Origin of the sequence: Sulfitobacter sp. CW3 (genome assembly GCF_019392245.1) — a bacterium.
GTDB lineage: Bacteria > Pseudomonadota > Alphaproteobacteria > Rhodobacterales > Rhodobacteraceae > Sulfitobacter.
In genome coordinates this window covers 100867-116576 of sequence record NZ_JAHXRL010000011.1, presented here as the reverse complement: position 1 = coordinate 116576, position 15710 = coordinate 100867, and the positions used below count along the sequence as shown (strand labels likewise).

The 15710-nt window shown below is 53.0% G+C and carries 10 protein-coding genes; 2 read left to right on the top strand and 8 right to left on the bottom strand.

Features of this window, described 5'->3' with window-relative positions; translation table 11 throughout:
- Positions 1-279: 279 nt before the first annotated feature.
- The 5 genes from KZZ06_RS18875 to KZZ06_RS18855 form a co-directional block, all read right to left on the bottom strand.
- Positions 280-3417 (bottom strand): type I restriction endonuclease subunit R, encoded by a 3138-nt coding sequence (locus KZZ06_RS18875; protein ID WP_219581558.1) that lies wholly within the window; start codon positions 3415-3417, stop codon positions 280-282.
- A 15-nt stretch (positions 3418-3432) separates the two neighbouring features.
- Entirely contained in the window at positions 3433-4431 is a 999-nt protein-coding gene (locus tag KZZ06_RS18870) for an SIR2 family protein (RefSeq protein WP_219581557.1), read from the bottom strand.
- Between the two features lie 135 nt (positions 4432-4566).
- Positions 4567-5409: a DUF6615 family protein gene (locus KZZ06_RS18865; RefSeq protein WP_219581556.1), complete on the bottom strand. Its 843-nt coding sequence runs from the start codon at positions 5407-5409 to the stop codon at positions 4567-4569.
- Between the two features lie 59 nt (positions 5410-5468).
- The gene (locus KZZ06_RS18860; RefSeq protein ID WP_219581555.1) at positions 5469-6860 is read right to left on the bottom strand and encodes a restriction endonuclease subunit S; all 1392 of its coding nucleotides are present in this window, start codon (positions 6858-6860) and stop codon (positions 5469-5471) included.
- Positions 6857-8386 (bottom strand): class I SAM-dependent DNA methyltransferase, encoded by a 1530-nt coding sequence (locus KZZ06_RS18855; protein ID WP_308340040.1) that lies wholly within the window; start codon positions 8384-8386, stop codon positions 6857-6859. The genes KZZ06_RS18860 and KZZ06_RS18855 overlap by 4 nt, the downstream gene beginning before the upstream one ends.
- 419 nt (positions 8387-8805) lie before the next feature.
- On the opposite strand from KZZ06_RS18855, the gene KZZ06_RS18850 reads away from it, so the two are divergent.
- Positions 8806-9348, top strand: coding sequence for a recombinase family protein (locus KZZ06_RS18850; protein WP_219581553.1), 543 nt, complete (start codon positions 8806-8808; stop codon positions 9346-9348).
- A gap of 326 nt (positions 9349-9674) precedes the next feature.
- On the opposite strand, the gene KZZ06_RS18845 is transcribed toward KZZ06_RS18850, so the two are convergent.
- The gene (locus KZZ06_RS18845; protein ID WP_219581552.1) at positions 9675-10532 is read right to left on the bottom strand and encodes a hypothetical protein; all 858 of its coding nucleotides are present in this window, start codon (positions 10530-10532) and stop codon (positions 9675-9677) included.
- Positions 10533-10800: 268 nt separating this feature from the next.
- On the opposite strand from KZZ06_RS18845, the gene KZZ06_RS18840 reads away from it, so the two are divergent.
- A complete protein-coding gene (locus tag KZZ06_RS18840; RefSeq protein ID WP_219581551.1) occupies positions 10801-11256 on the top strand; it encodes a hypothetical protein in 456 nt (151 codons plus the stop codon).
- Between the two features lie 173 nt (positions 11257-11429).
- Here KZZ06_RS18840 and KZZ06_RS18835 read toward each other — a convergent pair whose 3' ends face one another.
- Positions 11430-14936, bottom strand: coding sequence for a DEAD/DEAH box helicase (locus KZZ06_RS18835; RefSeq protein ID WP_257884476.1), 3507 nt, complete (start codon positions 14934-14936; stop codon positions 11430-11432).
- Positions 14920-15699 (bottom strand): Hachiman antiphage defense system protein HamA, encoded by a 780-nt coding sequence (locus KZZ06_RS18830; RefSeq protein ID WP_219581550.1) that lies wholly within the window; start codon positions 15697-15699, stop codon positions 14920-14922. Before KZZ06_RS18830 ends, KZZ06_RS18835 begins: the two co-directional genes overlap by 17 nt.
- Between the last annotated feature and the right edge of the window lie 11 nt (positions 15700-15710).

Below are 15710 nucleotides of genomic sequence, written 5' to 3'. Positions count from 1 at the left end.
TATGCTAACAGGTCAGAAGAGGACCAAAACTTGAACAGAGCTAACCTAAATTAGCGGACTCAATGGGGAGCAGGTCACTCCTTCAGCAGGTCTTCAAGCGATCGAGGGTTTGTTGTGAATGTCGTCATTTCCATAAATATACTCTCAGTTTCATTAATTAATATCCAGCGCCGGCAAGCCATCTACGATCGTCATTGTCTCGTGGCTTAATGTGATGAACCTTTTGATCGACGTGTCTCCCTAAAAGGCCGAAACAAAATGTAGATAACACACGCGGTTCTAATAAACCTCCTTCAGCAGCGTTTCAGCTTGCTCAAGAACGATCTGCACAGCTTCCAATGAAAGGTCAGGTGGATAACCAAATCGTTTTAGTATTCGCTTTACCAAGATGCGCATCCGCGCCCTGGCACTTTCTTTTTTATGCCAGTCCACAGTAACGTTCCCACGTACTTGTTGGAGAAGTTCATGGGCGATAATACGAAGTTGCTCATTGCCCATAACATCTACTGCGTTCTGATTTTGCGCCAAGGCGTCATAAAAGGCCAACTCCTCATCAGACATGCCTTCTGTTTCACCTCTAGCCTCTGACGATTTGACATCGCGGGCTAGGTCGATAAGCGTTTGGATCATCTCGACAGTGGAAATCGCGTTTGAATGGTAGCGCGCGACTGCATCCTCGAGGCGATCGCTGAACGCGCGGCTTTCAACAACATTGCGTTTCGCTTTGCTTTTGATTTCGCCGTTCAAAAGTTTTTTCAAGGCTTCTAAGGCGAGGTTCTTGCGCTCCATCGACTGGATCTCGAGTAGAAATTCATCTGAGAGAATTGAGATGTCCTGCGTCTTGATGCCTGAGGCTTTAAGAATGTCAACGATTTCAGCACCTGCGACCGCTTTGTTCACCAGTTGCTCAATCGCGAACTGTTTCGCTCGAGAAGAAAGCTTTCCCTTCACTGCTGTTTTCGTCATTGCGGCACGAACCGCCTGAAGGAAACCAACTTCATTCTTAACAATTCTTGCTAAGTCGCTTGAGGAGGCCAATGCAAAAGCGCGAGACAGTTCGAGCGTGCCATCCTGAAAACGTGACAGCTCCTTCTTCTTGTCGGTGTCGGATGACTTGCGCCGCGCGAGATCGGTCTGTTGCCCGACGATCCAGTCTACAGCATCTCCAAGCGCCTTTAGGCGGCCCTGTGCCGCCCCGTCGAGCCCTGCGCTGTAATCATGTCCGTTGAACATGTTGCGCACGACATCAAGTTTTTCAGCGAGCAAGGCGACTGCCTGTTCCTCGTCGATACCCGTACGCTCGCGGTCAGCGTCGGAATACTGTGAAAGTGCATTCTTGAGGTTCTGGGCCACCCCTATGTAATCGACAACCAATCCCCCTGGCTTGTCCCGGAAAACGCGATTCACCCGCGCAATGGCCTGCATTAGCCCGTGCCCACGCATGGGCTTGTCGATATACATGGTGTGCATGCAGGGAGCATCGAAACCAGTCAGCCACATGTCCCGTACGATCACGAACTTTAGATCATCTTCGGGATCGCGCGCCCGCTTAGCGAGATTGTCACGTCGCCTCTTGTTGCCGATATGGGCCTGCCATTCCAGCGGGTCAGAGGCGGAACCCGTCATCACGATTTTAATTGCACCACCGGCATCGTCGTCCGAATGCCAGTCAGGGCGCAGCGCGATAATCTGGTTGTAGAGAGCTACGCAGATGCGTCGACTCATACAAACGGCCATGGCCTTGCCGCCAAGTGCCCCGGTCCGTGCTTCAAGGTGATCCACCAGATCTGCCGCAACCTGTTTGAGCCGCTTCTCAGCCCCGACCAATGCCTCGACTGTGCTCCACTTGGCCTTTGTCTTCTCTTGTTCAGAGAGCGTCTCATCTTCGAGGATTGCCGCAATCTCCTCGTCGACCATCGGCTTTTCGTCATCATCCAGTTCGATACGGGCCAGCCTGCTTTCATAATAGATCGGTACAGTCGCCTTGTCTTCAACCGCGCGCGTGATGTCATAGATGTCGACATAGTCACCAAAGACGGCGGGCGTATTCACATCGGCGGTTTCAATCGGGGTACCAGTGAAGCCAACGAACGAGGCATTCGGCAACGCTTGGCGGACATAGTGGGCATAGCCATATTTTCGCTCGCCAGTCTTGATGCTCACCTTGGCATCAAGCCCGTATTGGCTCCGGTGCGCCTCGTCCGCCATGACGATGACGTTGCGCCGATCAGTAAGCGTTGGAAACCGTTCCTGGCCCTCATCAGGGCTGAATTTTTGCATAGTGGTAAAGATCACGCCACCGGACTGACGTGCTAGCAGTTCACGCAGCTCTTCGCGGCTTTCAGCATGCTCGGGGGTTTGCCGGATCAGATCCTTGGTCATTGCAAAGGTCTGGAACAACTGGTCGTCGAGATCGTTTCGGTCAGTTAGTATGATCAGCGTGGGGTTTTGCAGTGCGGGACTACGCACAAGAAGTCCTGCCAAGAAGGCCATCAACAATGATTTACCCGACCCTTGGGTGTGCCAGATCACGCCGATGCGGCGGTCACCCTGGGGCGATGAAGCGTCGATAGCGCTGGCCAATGCCTTTCTCGCCCCGAAAAACTGGTGATAGCCCGCGATGATCTTGAACGGGCCGTCGCCCATATCGCCGAAAACCGTAAAGTCGCGCAGAAGCTCCAAAAACCGCGCCTTGTTGAATACGCCATGCAGAAGCGTCGCCATCTCCTGAGGCCCTTCAGGAGTGAAATCGCCCACTGCGCCGATTACAGAGCGCCAAGGCATAAACCGCTCTTCATTCGCAGTCAGCGAGCCAATCCTGGCCAACAAACCGTCTGAAGTAATGAGCACCGCATTCGTGCGAAACAACGAAGGTATTTGAAGTTTGTAAGTCTGAAGCTGGGCAAAGGCATCATCAATAGTCGCGGCCTCGCTGGCGGCGTTCTTAAGCTCGATCACGGCCACGGGTAGACCATTCAGGAATACCACCACATCGGGGCGACGGTTATGTTTGCCTTCGATGACCGTGAACTGATTTGTGACCAGCCAGTCGTTGGCATCGGGTGAATCGAAGTCCACCAGCCAGACTTTGTCACCACGAATCGAACCATCGTTGGCCTTGAACTCCACATCAATGCCATTGACCAGCAGCTTGTGAATGCGTCGGTTTTCCTCAGTCAGGCTAGGCGTCTCAGAGCCAGTAATCTGGCGCAACGCATCGCGGCGGGCATCTTCGGAGATTGACGGGTTAAGACGCGTCACAGCCTCTTCAAGTCTCCGGATCAGGAGAACCTCTCCATAGGACGCGCGCTCCGGCGCGGTGCCATCAGGTGCGATCACATCCGCGCCGAGAAAGGGCACGCCCTGTTCCTGCAAAATGGCCAACGCGGCCTGCTCGACAAGGTCTTCGTTAATCATTTGCGACAAGTCCAATCATAGAGGGCCACCCTCTAGCGCCACGAGGTAATCTTCTATCCACCTGTCATGATCCACGTCATGGTCATCGACCGGGTACCAGATCGGATAGATCTCGGCTTGCTCCAGTTCAGCCGCTCGTGCCTCTCGATAACCTTCGCCTGGGTCCTGCAAAAAGGCATAGTGCCGCGAGAAATTTAGCGGTGCATTGGCTTTGATCTGTTGCAGAGCACGGATCGTACGATCAACACTCAGGCTGCTACCAAGAAACAGAAAGCTGCGGTTGGCCGCCAAATACGCGATCATCCCAGGAAGGGCGCGATCATTCCCGTAGGCATGATCGTATTCGCGTGCGGTTAGGATTCTACCATTGGCAGAGTTCGCATGTCCGTGCAGTTTGAACAGCGCATGCTGGGTATTGGCCGAGTTCCTAGGGGCTTCAAGAACCTGTTGCCCCGCATAGGATGTTACAAACTCCAATCCGTGCTCCTCGTAAGATTTCTCAAGCACAGCATCAAAATTCGTCGTGACGCACCCTAGGCTAAACAGCAGGGGAAGCAATTTGACGGGACCTCGGACTTCGAAAAACTGGCGGTCGAAGTAATTCTCTATCTGCTCCGCAAGTCTGTTCTCATTCTGGGCATCACAAATGCATTGCGCCGCTCCCTCATAGTCGCCTGCGTCCATACGCTGTTGCACGGTGAGCAAAAGCGCCGGATCGATTTGTGCGACTTCCTCAATGAATTGCCGCCACATGACAAACCCACTTGGCCGGGACAGGCCCGCCCCGACAAAGGGTAGGATCTGTTGGCTACGCTGCCGCTCTGCCAATCGATTAAAGCGCGGTTGGCAACCGTTCCTCGCGAGTTCCTCTGCAACCCTTAGCCGGACGATCGTCTTGTGATCGGCCAACCACTCAGTGAAATTTGCGTCGTAGTCGTGTGGGGCATAAACCTTGAACACTTCCGAACTGTCATATTCGTTGCCACCCAAAACAACCGGCCCGTTGGCATCCAAGGCGTCTTTGTAGCGATTTTCAAAATAGCCCCTCACACGACGCCCTCCGCATCATCCAAGCGGATTTCGCCAGACATAAGTTTGGACAGGACCTGATCTCTGGTGGTGCAAATTCGGTTTTCGCAGCGGCGGTTTCTACCCATCGCGCGCCTCCGTTTCCTCAATAATGGCGACACCTTTCAGGTTCAGGCGATCCATTTCCTCGTCCAGAGATTCTTCCGATTCGCGGCCTTCCCTTAGCAACCCGACCCATTTAGGGGCATTGTCAGTTGGCTCGAACGAAAAGCCCAAATCAGCGATAGCAGGCACATCATCCTCACTGTCACCGTAGAGTTGGCGTAGGCCATGACCCACCAACGATGGGAGTGACGGATCAGCGGGGCGATCATCCCAGCAACAGGCGCAGACAAGACAATGCCAAGGGATCATAGGGAAGTCGCCAGGGCGATCATTCTTACCCCAATTCGCATTCTTGATTGCAAGGGCACTGGCAGTGCTGATCCCCCAGTCCGGTGAGGTGAACGGATGTCCACAAAGGCTCCACCATGCAATCTGCGTATGTGCAGAAAAGGCGGTGTTCTGTTTCAGCTCGTCGGAATTGTAGAAGACGTAAACTGGTATGAGATTGTTAAGCGGATCGGATGGGTCGCCATAACTCAGCAGCGTTTCGCATTGGTTAGGTGTGAGTTGCCCAGTGGCCTCGCTAACCTTCTTTTGCTTACCGCTCTGATGGAAGAGTGATTTGTATCGCCCTTCATCCGCAAAAAGCCGCTTGGCCTGAATGCGCGCGCCAATGCCCTTCCATGTGCTATCGGTGAACCAAAAAGCCCAATCTGCGCCGTTCCCACTCTCTTCTTTCTTGGTGTAGGCCTTGATGTCCAGCCCGCGTCCCTTGTGCTTACGGGCGAGGCTAAGGAGTAGTTCTTCCGTCGTCGTATCTTCGTTGCGCGGCAGTTTGAAGCCTTCGGCCTCGGACATGTCATGCCAGACCTGACGAGCCAATTCTCGGAAAGAGCGGCAGTAGTTCGGAAGTACTCTCATACTGCGCCCTCCGCGTCCTTCAGGCAGATTTCGCCGGACATGAGTTTAGGGAGGAGGAGGTTTCGGGTGGCGGCGAGGGTTTGGTTCTCCGTGCCATTATGCAAGCCGAGGTCCATCCACGGCATCACCAGATTGCCGAAGGCCTCGCACAACGCAGGACCGGGGAATGTGAAGCGACAAGACTTGACCTCACCTTGATTGAGTCCTGGCTGCGCGGCTTTTGCCTTACCCAGTTTTTCCAGTCGATCTGAAACCTGATAAGATTGCATGAGGAGGTACAGGAAAGCCTGGCCAAGTTCCTTACTTCGCAGAAGGAACACATGTTCATTGACCATAAATTTTTCGAAAGGGAATTTCGAGCCGAACAACGCGACTCTGCTAGGATCGCCCACGTTCGCCCCATCTTTGTAAATGGCGACATCGTATGGCTGGACCCAACCCGACGAGATGGAGCGAGCAAATTCCTCGTTCACAAATTTTACTTTTGAATAGTCGAACCGCCCGACGCCGTAGATGCTCTCAGCACCGACGCTTGGGACCCCGCTTGCAAGCCCTTTGTCGATGCCACCCTTTGGTCGCCTCCCTGACTCCAAGTCCAGACCAACTTCTCCAAGAGAAGTCCCCCCCCACCCCTCGGGCAAGCCTTTGCCTCCGAAACTGTCAGGAAAGAGAGCGGCAAGTTTGGCGGCTTCGGTGGGATCGGGGAGAAGGCCACCGAGGATGGCGACGGGGTCGGTTTCGCCAGCGGCTTTGCGGCGGGTGGGGCCGAAATCGACGAACCAATCCTGGAAAACCGCCCGTGCCATCACCTCCAACGTCTCATTCATCCGCCGGTTCAGCTCGATTTTGTCGTCAATCGCGCCAAGAAGGTTTGCAACCTTGATCTGTATGTCCTTAGAAGGCAGCGGCAACTCATAGGTCGCCGCGAACTGAGTGTATTGGAATCGAGCGACGCCCGTATGTTGAATGTGGTAAGGCATCATCCTTCTTGAATTGTACTCATCCTGAAGTTTCCAGAACAGAAACTCTGGGATCACTTCGTTTTTATTTGGCCTTAAAAAGCGTGCAAAACTCGCGCAGACTAAAGGGTATTCGGCTCTGTCGATGATAGTTTGCGTGATGAAGACAGACCGCCCCGTAGGTTGATCTTTCGTGCCACCAGCGGTTTCGATTAGAGTGTCGCCGGAAAAAATCTCTTTTCGTCCCAAAATGTCAGATCGAATGTAACGAAGAGGAAGCGTGCTTAGGTCACCCAACCTGATCCTTTCGAAATCGGTCCCGCGAATAACCTGGGCCAGTGAATACCCTTCCGTCGGCTCGCCTTTTCCCCATTCTCCGTCTCGAGTGAAAGTCAGCAGAGAGGCTAGAGTTGTGTCATCTGCTTTCATGTGGGTTCAATCGTCGAGAACTGCTCAAGTATGGAGGCGGAAAGCTCGGTTGATTTAGCAAACTGGCCCGTGAGGGCGCTGTTCAATGCCGCAAACTTCTCCTCAAATGGTATTCCGTCATCCACCTCATCTGCCGCCGCTACATAGCGACCCGGCGTCAGGACATAGTCGTGCTTGCGGATCGTCTCCAAATCGGCTCTGGCACAAAAGCCGGGCTCGTCTGTATATTCGACATCCGGCGCTTTCGACCGCCAACGATGGTAGGTCTCGGCGATTTTGGCAACTTCCTTATCGTCAAAGTCGCGGCGCACACGATCCACCATATGACCCATGTTGCGGGCGTCGATGAACAGTATCTCGCCCTTCCGGTCGCGGTGGCCATTGGCGGATTTGTCATTGGCCAGAATCCACAGGCAGGCGGGAATCTGTGTGGAATAAAACAGCTGCCCTGGCAGGGCGACCATGCAATCGATCTTATCAGCCTCGATCATCGCTTTGCGGATGTCGCCTTCGCCCGATTGCTGAGATGACATTGATCCATTGGCCAGCACCACGCCCGCCGTGCCGCGCGGGGCAAGGTGGTGCAGGATGTGTTGTAGCCAAGCATAGTTGGCATTTCCGTTGGGCGGCTTGCCGAATTTCCAGCGGGCATCCTCGGCCAACCGCTCCCCGCCCCAGTCCGAGATGTTGAAAGGCGGATTAGCGAGGATGTAGTCGGCACGCAGATCCGGCAGTTCGTCGCGGACAAACGTGCCTTCGTTGTTCCACTTGATCTCAGCGTCGATGCCCTGAACGGCGAGGTTCATCATCGCCAGCCGCCATGTGGTGTGGTTGATCTCTTGCCCGTACACCGAGATGTCATCCCGGCGGCCGCCGTGGTCTTCGATGAAGTTTTCGGATTGGATAAACATGCCGCCCGAGCCGCAGCAGGGGTCATAGACGCGGCCTTGTCTCGGCTCCAACATTGAAACCAAGGTGCGCACCACGGAGCGAGGCGTAAAGAACTCACCCCCGCGTTTGCCCTCGGACGAAGCGAAACCCGACAGAAAATATTCGTAGACGCGGCCCAGCAGATCGCGCGCACCCTCAGCTTGTTTGCTCATGTCGATGCGGGAAAAAAGGTCGACCAAGTCGCCCAGCATTTCTTTGTTGAGCGTGGGGCGCGCATAGTTCTTAGGCAGGACGCCCCGCAGCTTTTCATTGGATGGTATCCGTTCGATCGCGTCCATCGCGTCGTCGATGATCTTGCCAATATTCGGATCACGGGCCTTGTCGCGCAGATGGGACCAGCGAGCCTCTTGCGGCACCCAGAAGACGTTGTCAGCGAGGTATTCTTCAGGGTCTTCAAGGTCTGCGTATTCGTCTTCGGATAGTTTCTTGCGTTGCAGTTCGAAGGCTTCGGAGATGTATTTCAGGAACACGAGGCCAAGCGCGACGTGTTTGTATTCGGATGGTTCAAGATTGCCGCGCAATCTATCGGCAGCCTTAAATAGATCAGCCTCGAATCCAAGATCGCTGTTTTTCACATCCGCCACCATATACTCGCTTTGCTTGCAGAACCTTACTGAACGCACCCTAGAAGTTGGTGCCGCGAGTGGGAAGTACAATTCTTAACGAAATCCATTAGTTATAGCTCATAGAGTCCCCAAACGCCTTTGTGATGCCACTCAGAACTGAAATCGGATGGGTGGGAAGTGGAGGATTTTAGGCCAACGGCAGCCAGACCTTTGATAGCTTTGCGCAGACAAACATACCATCTCAGGACTGATTCAGTTCATTTTGCAAATACCCCTCATCAGAAGTCTTACACAACGCCAACGAACTGGCGTCCACAAAGGTCTACCCTACGGAGACAGCTTAAATCACAGCAGAAGATGTATATTTAGACTTGCTTTAGACTTAATAGACGATACTCTGAAAAGGTCTATTATCATAGGAGACACCCATGTCGATTGTAGGTTATCGCCGTGTAAGTACCGTAGAGCAAAATTTCGACCGGCAGGACTTGGGGGCCGTTGATAAGCTCTTTGAAGAAAAGCTATCTGGCAAAAATGCCAAAGACCGCCCAGCGCTCAACGCAATGCTGGAATGGGTTCGGGAAGGTGACATTGTTGTCGTCCATAGCATCGACCGATTGGCCAGAGATCTCCGCGATCTGCAGTCGATAATTCAGCGGCTAAATGATAAAGGCGTCTCGATAACCTTTAAAACCGAAGGTTTAACGTTTTCTGCTAAGTCAGACGACGCCTTTGCTACGCTCCAACTAAAGATGATGGGGGCTTTTGCTGAATTTGAGAGGAACATTATTCGTAAACGCCAGGCCGAGGGTATCGCAAAAGCAAAAGAAAAGGGACTGTATATGGGGCGTCCGAAAGTTGTTGATGACGCCAAAGTCAAAGAATTGCGCCAGTCAGGTATGGGTGCGACTGCGATTGCCAAGGAGCTTGGGATCGGGCGCGCCACGGTCTACAAGTCTTTGAGCTCTTAAATTCGCAAATTCCGGCTTTGTTTAACGAGTGGAACACTGTCTTGCTAGGTGATGCTTACCTTTGGCCTCCAGCCCGAAGGCAGCTCGCGGCCCTTTGCTGTCGTTCGTCCGTACGGAAACTGCATCGTCGCGTTCTCCACAGCCGTCGTTCGGTTAGCGCCGCAACAAAGCTCGGGCAAGCACAGTCGTGACGCGGGAAGTCTTTACCTTTGCCTTAAGCTTCGAGCAGAGCGCACCGTGTTTCGACAACGCAGCCCATTTGGGTCTGACACCGCTTCATATTCAGCACTGACGGTCACGTTTTTTTTGCCAGCAACCTACTATCTTCAGTAACCCGGCATAATAAGGGGGAGATTCTGAGCCTCCAGGTCCCTATTGATCCTGCAAATTAGAACATTTCTACGAGCATTGTACTCAATTGCTCTTGAACCATTCAAAGTACTATTCTTCTTGTCCTTGATTGCATTTGCGCGAAGCTCTTTTAAGCCTCTTAACAAATCGGTCCGCAGCTTCTTAGCCGATCCGGCAGGCAATAGTTCAAGCGGGAATGACCCGCGAAGAAGTTGCTGGGAAACTCGATCTCTCAGATACCCCGTCTGCAGGAAGAGGATCGTATCACCAAGAGCTGACAGGAAATCGGAAATATTGAGTTCGTAGTGGAAGTTGTCAAGAAAGGCTGGGCGATCAAAGGCCTCGCGGAGTGCATTAACCTCTAGCAGTTCGACACCTGCGCCAAACGTCATCGCATAGCCTCTGTAGCTTTCTTCTACTAATCTGCTTGAACGATTGAGATTGTCGTTGAAGTGTGACCAGCTCCAGTAGCTAATCTGGAATGGATACTTATTTGAGTTGTTTAATTTGATCACGGCATTGTGGAGCGCCGTATCTTCAGGCAGTGTTGTCGCAATCACAAACATGTTTAGAGCGGGTAAAAATAGCTTAGCTTTGTCTGCTTCGGCACCAATCAATTTCAAGGTGAGGCTTTCTCTCGCCTGCATCTTCTTGCACTGTACACCAATATGACGTCCATCAAAAGTTTCTCCGTACACATCAACGCCATTTTGACGTTGACCTAGGCGACCATACACGCGGACGGTTGCAGGATCACATATCTGTTCGACGCGCCGAAGAGAAAGGAGCTCGAAATCTTGCCAGTTTGACGGTGGGGGGAAGTTTAAAATCATTATTCCGCGCGCTACCCTGTTTCCAATGCCGTCAGTGTTAGCTGCGCTAGTCAGAAGCTACAATCACGGAACCACTACTGTTGATTAATGCAAACCTGCTTGCTTACGGCAAAGTGGAATTGGGTGGTCCTGCTGCGCCGCAATAATGAGGTTCAATTGGCTCAGTCAAACCTCCGCCCATGACGGGTACCGTCGGCCCAGAGCCGACCCTGAATTTCATTTAGGTCGAAATGGTTTATCGTGCAAAAGAAACAAAGGAGACTACCCTGTGGCTGCAGACCCTGATCCAAAGAAAATGTGGGATGTCGAAGCCGTTCGTAGGCTACTGACGAACGCAGTTCGCTTAAAGCGAGAGGATATCGTAAACGCGTGTAGAATTCGCATCTATGAGTTGTCTGGCTGCAACTATGAGGACCCTATCGAGCGCCGATTGTGGCAGGCGGTTACCGCTTATGAGGAAACTCTCAGAGAGAAGCATGGTCGCAAACAACAAGCCAGCTACACCCGCCGAAAAATCGCGTCCAAGGGAGCACTACAGACCTTGACTGAGTGGGCGCTAGATCCAAAAGTAACTCCTGGCTTCGAGGCCTTGGTGGCTGCCAACGCAGCTAAATTTACAGGGGAATACGTCGTGGTCGAATATGCCTACAGATTTTCCGCAGAAGCCGTGCTAGCCGCTCAATTAAAGCTCAAAGCCTATGGGGTTGAAGTCATAGTATCTTAAACGAACGGCCCAAACCGGACACTAGCTACTTGGTCAATCGCTGCCGTGCAGCTTCCCAAAACTGGACATTCGTGCACAACGCGGCATTCTTGTGGCTCTATCAACGGGCAACGAGCGAACCCGCCAATTGTCGTCCTATGAAAGCCAGCCTATCTTACGAGGAGCCTAATAAGTCAGCCTGTAGCCAGATCATTAGGACCAATGTATTTGATGTCGATACGATCGCCGTCAGAACACACTGCGGCATGCAGGAGTCCCGCTCTTCCGGGGTTGAGTGCCGCCTTAACAAGACCGAGTGGCACGCCATCAGTGGAAAAGACATGTGGATTTCCGGTCCATTCATAGATTTGGACTGGCGTGCCAGACGCAGGCGGCGGGCCGAACCATTCCACCCCCGCCGAGTACCGGCGATCTGCCCAAACCAACTTCTCATTAGGAGAAAAACTGCGTACAAACTCTATCCACATAGCTCTTGTTTCCAAGGTTGGCCAATTTGGCAGCGCGCTCCACCCTAGTATTGCTTCAGAATTAAGCCATTGACGCAGCTCCTGACCCGCTTGGAACGTCGCGCCGGTATCGTTAACCGCCTTGATAGCCGCGAGCCGCGAGTGGAAACCTGCTTGAATGAGGATGGAAGCTGGCCGATTTAATGTACCCGTTTCAACCGCCGTGACCGCAAAACCAAGCTCATTGTCATCAATTGGGAAATCACCAATTGTGTCATCATTGGCGATCGCCCTCACACGAATGGCTTCCATAGCCCAGGGCAATCGATAGACTAATCCGCCTTCCACAAACCGCAGTGTTTCTGTCTCCTGCCCTGTAGCGACGGCTGCGATAGGCAGCCCGAGCAACCAAGCGCGCAAGATATCACGCCAATTTGCAGGCAGTGGATCGGGCTTGAAAGGATAAAAGGAAAAGACGAGTTCAGCGATGCTCGTAATTGCTGCAATTGAGGCTTCAGCATCGGCAGCGAGGATACTGCCGTTTGCTTGAACAAGTAGCTGGTTGGCATCGGCTGCAATAGCGTCGAGTGCGTGACCAGTCTTCAAGCCGACGCCTGCGAGGAAATACCCGCGACGCCTTACCGCAGTAGACTGGCTCCAAATGAGCTTGCTACGTGAGACGAGGCCTGCCGTTAAGGCTCGTTGTTCATTTTCGCCCTGTCTCGCCAATCTGCGGTGCCAGAGGGACGACTGAAGTATATCATCCAGAGCGATCTCGATGCCCTCGTCAGGGACCTCGTTCTCGCCAATCAAACCGAGGATCGCCGTGTCTAATGTCGCAACATGCTGCTCCCAATTCACGAGCGCACGCTCGCGAACATCAGGTTCCTCATTGGCGACCTCCGGAAATGTCCATGCTTCAGCGTTATTGACAACGTATTCGATTAGTTGATCCAGTTCTCCACCGACGCGTTCCCACATTCGCACCAGCAGAAGCCCAACAAGTTGCACGAGCCCGCTCTCCATTTCGCGTGCCCCAAGATCATCAATCAAAGCTTCCCAATGCCAGCGCTTTTTTTGAGCATCCTTGAACATTGGGAAAAGAACCAAACCTTCGACATCAACATATGCACGCCCAGCACGTCCGATTATGTTTTTGAATTCAGAAACCTTGATCCGTTCGCCGAACCGGTGCAGCGAATGAAAGACGAGCGCGGTTGCGGATAGGTTGAGACCTTGGGCGAGCGTCGGGGAGGAGATCGTGACCTTTAAGACATTATCACGCAAGAGTCGCTCTATTTCCTTCCTGTAAGCAGACGGTAGCGCTCCGTGATGCAATCCGATACCAAGGCGGAGGCACTTGAGGATGCTACTGTTTGGGCCAAGCCATTCTTCCCCAAGCGCAATTGCGGTATTGAGCACTTCGGGATCAACGTCTAGCAAAGAAGGTAGAGCGCCTCGTTGATACAGATCGATAATCACGTCGGCGAATGGCTCTACACTGCGCCGTTCCGGGCAGTAGATTAAGACCGTTTGCCCATCATCTACTAGTCTCCAAGCCGTCGCCAAACAAAGCTCCCTTTGATCGTCGGGGAAAAGGCGTGTTCGCTGACGCTTTGGCGGAACCCTATTCGGAGGAGCGACGCCTACAAGAAAATTCCGGACCCAAGGACGTTCATCGTCAATCCGTAGATTCAGCCGCGCAGATGCCGATGTCCACACCACCTCTCCAAAACGGAGTCGCGTCGGACGCCAATCAGCTTTGATGACACCACCGGCATTATCCCGACGCAACCAAGCGGCAAAATCATCGAGCTGGTCGCCATCAGGCAGCACCGCCGAAAGGCACACAATCCGCCTTTCATCCGCATCTGGCCGACGAAGTAGCCTTTGAATTTGAACTTCGTAGCGCACTTCACGTTCATCAGGGCCGATCATGTGCCCTTCATCAAATACTAGCAAACCCACGTCGTCCAAAAGCGAGGGATCGTTCCGGAGTGCGAAGTCGAGCTTCTCTGGTGTAGCGACCACAATATCGCTGTCTCGGATGGCATCCTCGTCAAAGCCACTGACCCCAATGCTTCCATAAAGAGATGAAATTGTCTTACCAAGCGGCCCAAAAGTCTTTTGTAACGTGTTTTCCGTCTGCGCCGAGAGCGCGCGCAAGGGAGTGATAAAGACGACACCTTTACCACCAGCCAAACAGCGCAAGATGCAAAGCTCTGCAATGCGCGTCTTTCCTGAACTTGTCGGTAACGAAACCACCAGATCATCAGATTGGTCAACGGCGCGAGAGGCTGCCTCAATCTGTGATGGCCAGAGGTCGACTTCAGCCCTCGGACGTGATTGCAAAAGGGAAATGAACAATTGGCGGAGCTTGCTCCAATCGGCTGCTTCGCCACCGATTGGCTGTAGGGGTATTCTCTCGTGGAATGTACACGACCACCAATCGGTCAATAGGTGGATCGCAACTCGGTGAGCCCACCACTGTGGCAGCATGTTTAACTCGCTGCATACAGAGAGGCCTACTTGCAAGCGTTCCAACGCCTGATCAAGCAGAGGTCGCTCCCCACGCTCAAGAGCCAAGAGAAATGATGCCACTGCAGAAAAAAAACCGTCAGTCAGCGCTATGTTTAATCCGTCGAAGAGGAAGTCGTGACCTTCACCCTCAGGAAGCTCTTCAATCTGTTCAATAGAAGCCTGGATACTTTCGGCAATTCGATCATCGTTGGCTTCGCCGGATGCCCGATAATCTAGGATGTTGGCACGAAGAGCCCTGAAATTCCGCTTCATCAGTTGCACCAAAACGCGCTCAATGGGCGAAAAATTCTCGTTAGTTTCTATAGCTGTCAGAAGCGAGTACGCCCGAGCGGAAAGATGCGCCAGGTGATAACTCGCTGCTGCCATGACAAAATGGAAATCACGGTCGAGCTCTTCAGGACTGCCTTTGGCAATAACTGCCTCGAGAGCGGTGGCGGATCGCTCAAAGGCAACTCGTGCCCGTGCCGGATCCCCACCAAGTTCACGCAAACGCATGCCAAGCCCGAGAAGGGAGTAACCGTAGGAATGCAGATCTTGGCTAAGCTGTGGTGAAAAATTTGGCGGGTCGGGTGGAAGTACTCCATCTCGCCAGATGATAGCGCGTGCTTGACCGCGTGCGATTAATTGTCCGCGAAAGCCAGCGGTCGCCGCCTCTTCGATATCTGCTGCGATAGCTTCAGGCGTTGTTGGCATCAGCAATCACCCGATCATAGACTGCGCCGACGAAGGCGGCATGGCCTTCGACACGCAAGCCGACTCCCCACTGTTGAACCTGGCCCGGATAGGCTTGAAGAGAAGCTCGTATTAGCGCGTCCGGCGCGTTTCCAGAGAAAATAAAAAGCAGATGCTTAACGTTCTGCAAAGGAATTCCATGCTTTAGCAACGCATCATCAATGGCATCTGCAAGGGGCAAATTATTAAGTTCGAGAAGGCGAGCCGATATGAACGATAGGGCATGAGCGGACGGTAGCCCCTCTTCTTTGTCGAGGCCAGCGCGTGCTTCCGTAAGCACCTGTGCAGTAAGTGCCACTCGACTCTTGGCCTCCGTTTTCAGAAAGTGCAATCGCTGCGTTTGTGGGTCGAGAAGCATTCCTATGACGTCCTCCCCGCGCATTGCCATGTTTCGATGGTCTTTCCAACGCAGCCGTTTAATTGGCGCGTGATAACCTCCGCTGAAAGCATCAATCCACTCGGTCGCAAATATCTCTCCTAGATCGCCCGACCTTATATTTTTAGTTGTTGGGAGTTTCTCTTCGATCAAAGCGGCTGCTGCGGGTTTTCCCAATCTTCGGAGCGCACGCGCTACATGTTCCTCCGAAGCGTAGTGTCCAGGAACAATCGAGGCTGTCGCGCCTACCCCCGCGTCGATGCGTTCCTGTTGCCCAGTTATAACACGTAAATAGTGAGTCCCGACCTGTTCGTCAGAAGCCTCACACCAATCGTTGAATTGCGCCATGCTCCTCCTCC

Bases quoted from the DNA above. Each gene is read 5' to 3' on its own strand.
- KZZ06_RS18875 (WP_219581558.1), bottom strand. From the start codon at position 3,417: ATGATTAACGAAGACCTTGTCGAGCAGGCCGCGTTGGCCATTTTGCAG.
- KZZ06_RS18835 (WP_257884476.1), bottom strand. From the start codon at position 14,936: ATGCCAACAACGCCTGAAGCTATCGCAGCAGATATCGAAGAGGCGGCG.
- KZZ06_RS18845 (WP_219581552.1), bottom strand. From the start codon at position 10,532: ATGATTTTAAACTTCCCCCCACCGTCAAACTGGCAAGATTTCGAGCTC.
- KZZ06_RS18830 (WP_219581550.1), bottom strand. From the start codon at position 15,699: ATGGCGCAATTCAACGATTGGTGTGAGGCTTCTGACGAACAGGTCGGG.
- KZZ06_RS18860 (WP_219581555.1), bottom strand. From the start codon at position 6,860: ATGAAAGCAGATGACACAACTCTAGCCTCTCTGCTGACTTTCACTCGA.
- KZZ06_RS18850 (WP_219581553.1), top strand. From the start codon at position 8,806: ATGTCGATTGTAGGTTATCGCCGTGTAAGTACCGTAGAGCAAAATTTC.
- KZZ06_RS18865 (WP_219581556.1), bottom strand. From the start codon at position 5,409: ATGTCCGAGGCCGAAGGCTTCAAACTGCCGCGCAACGAAGATACGACG.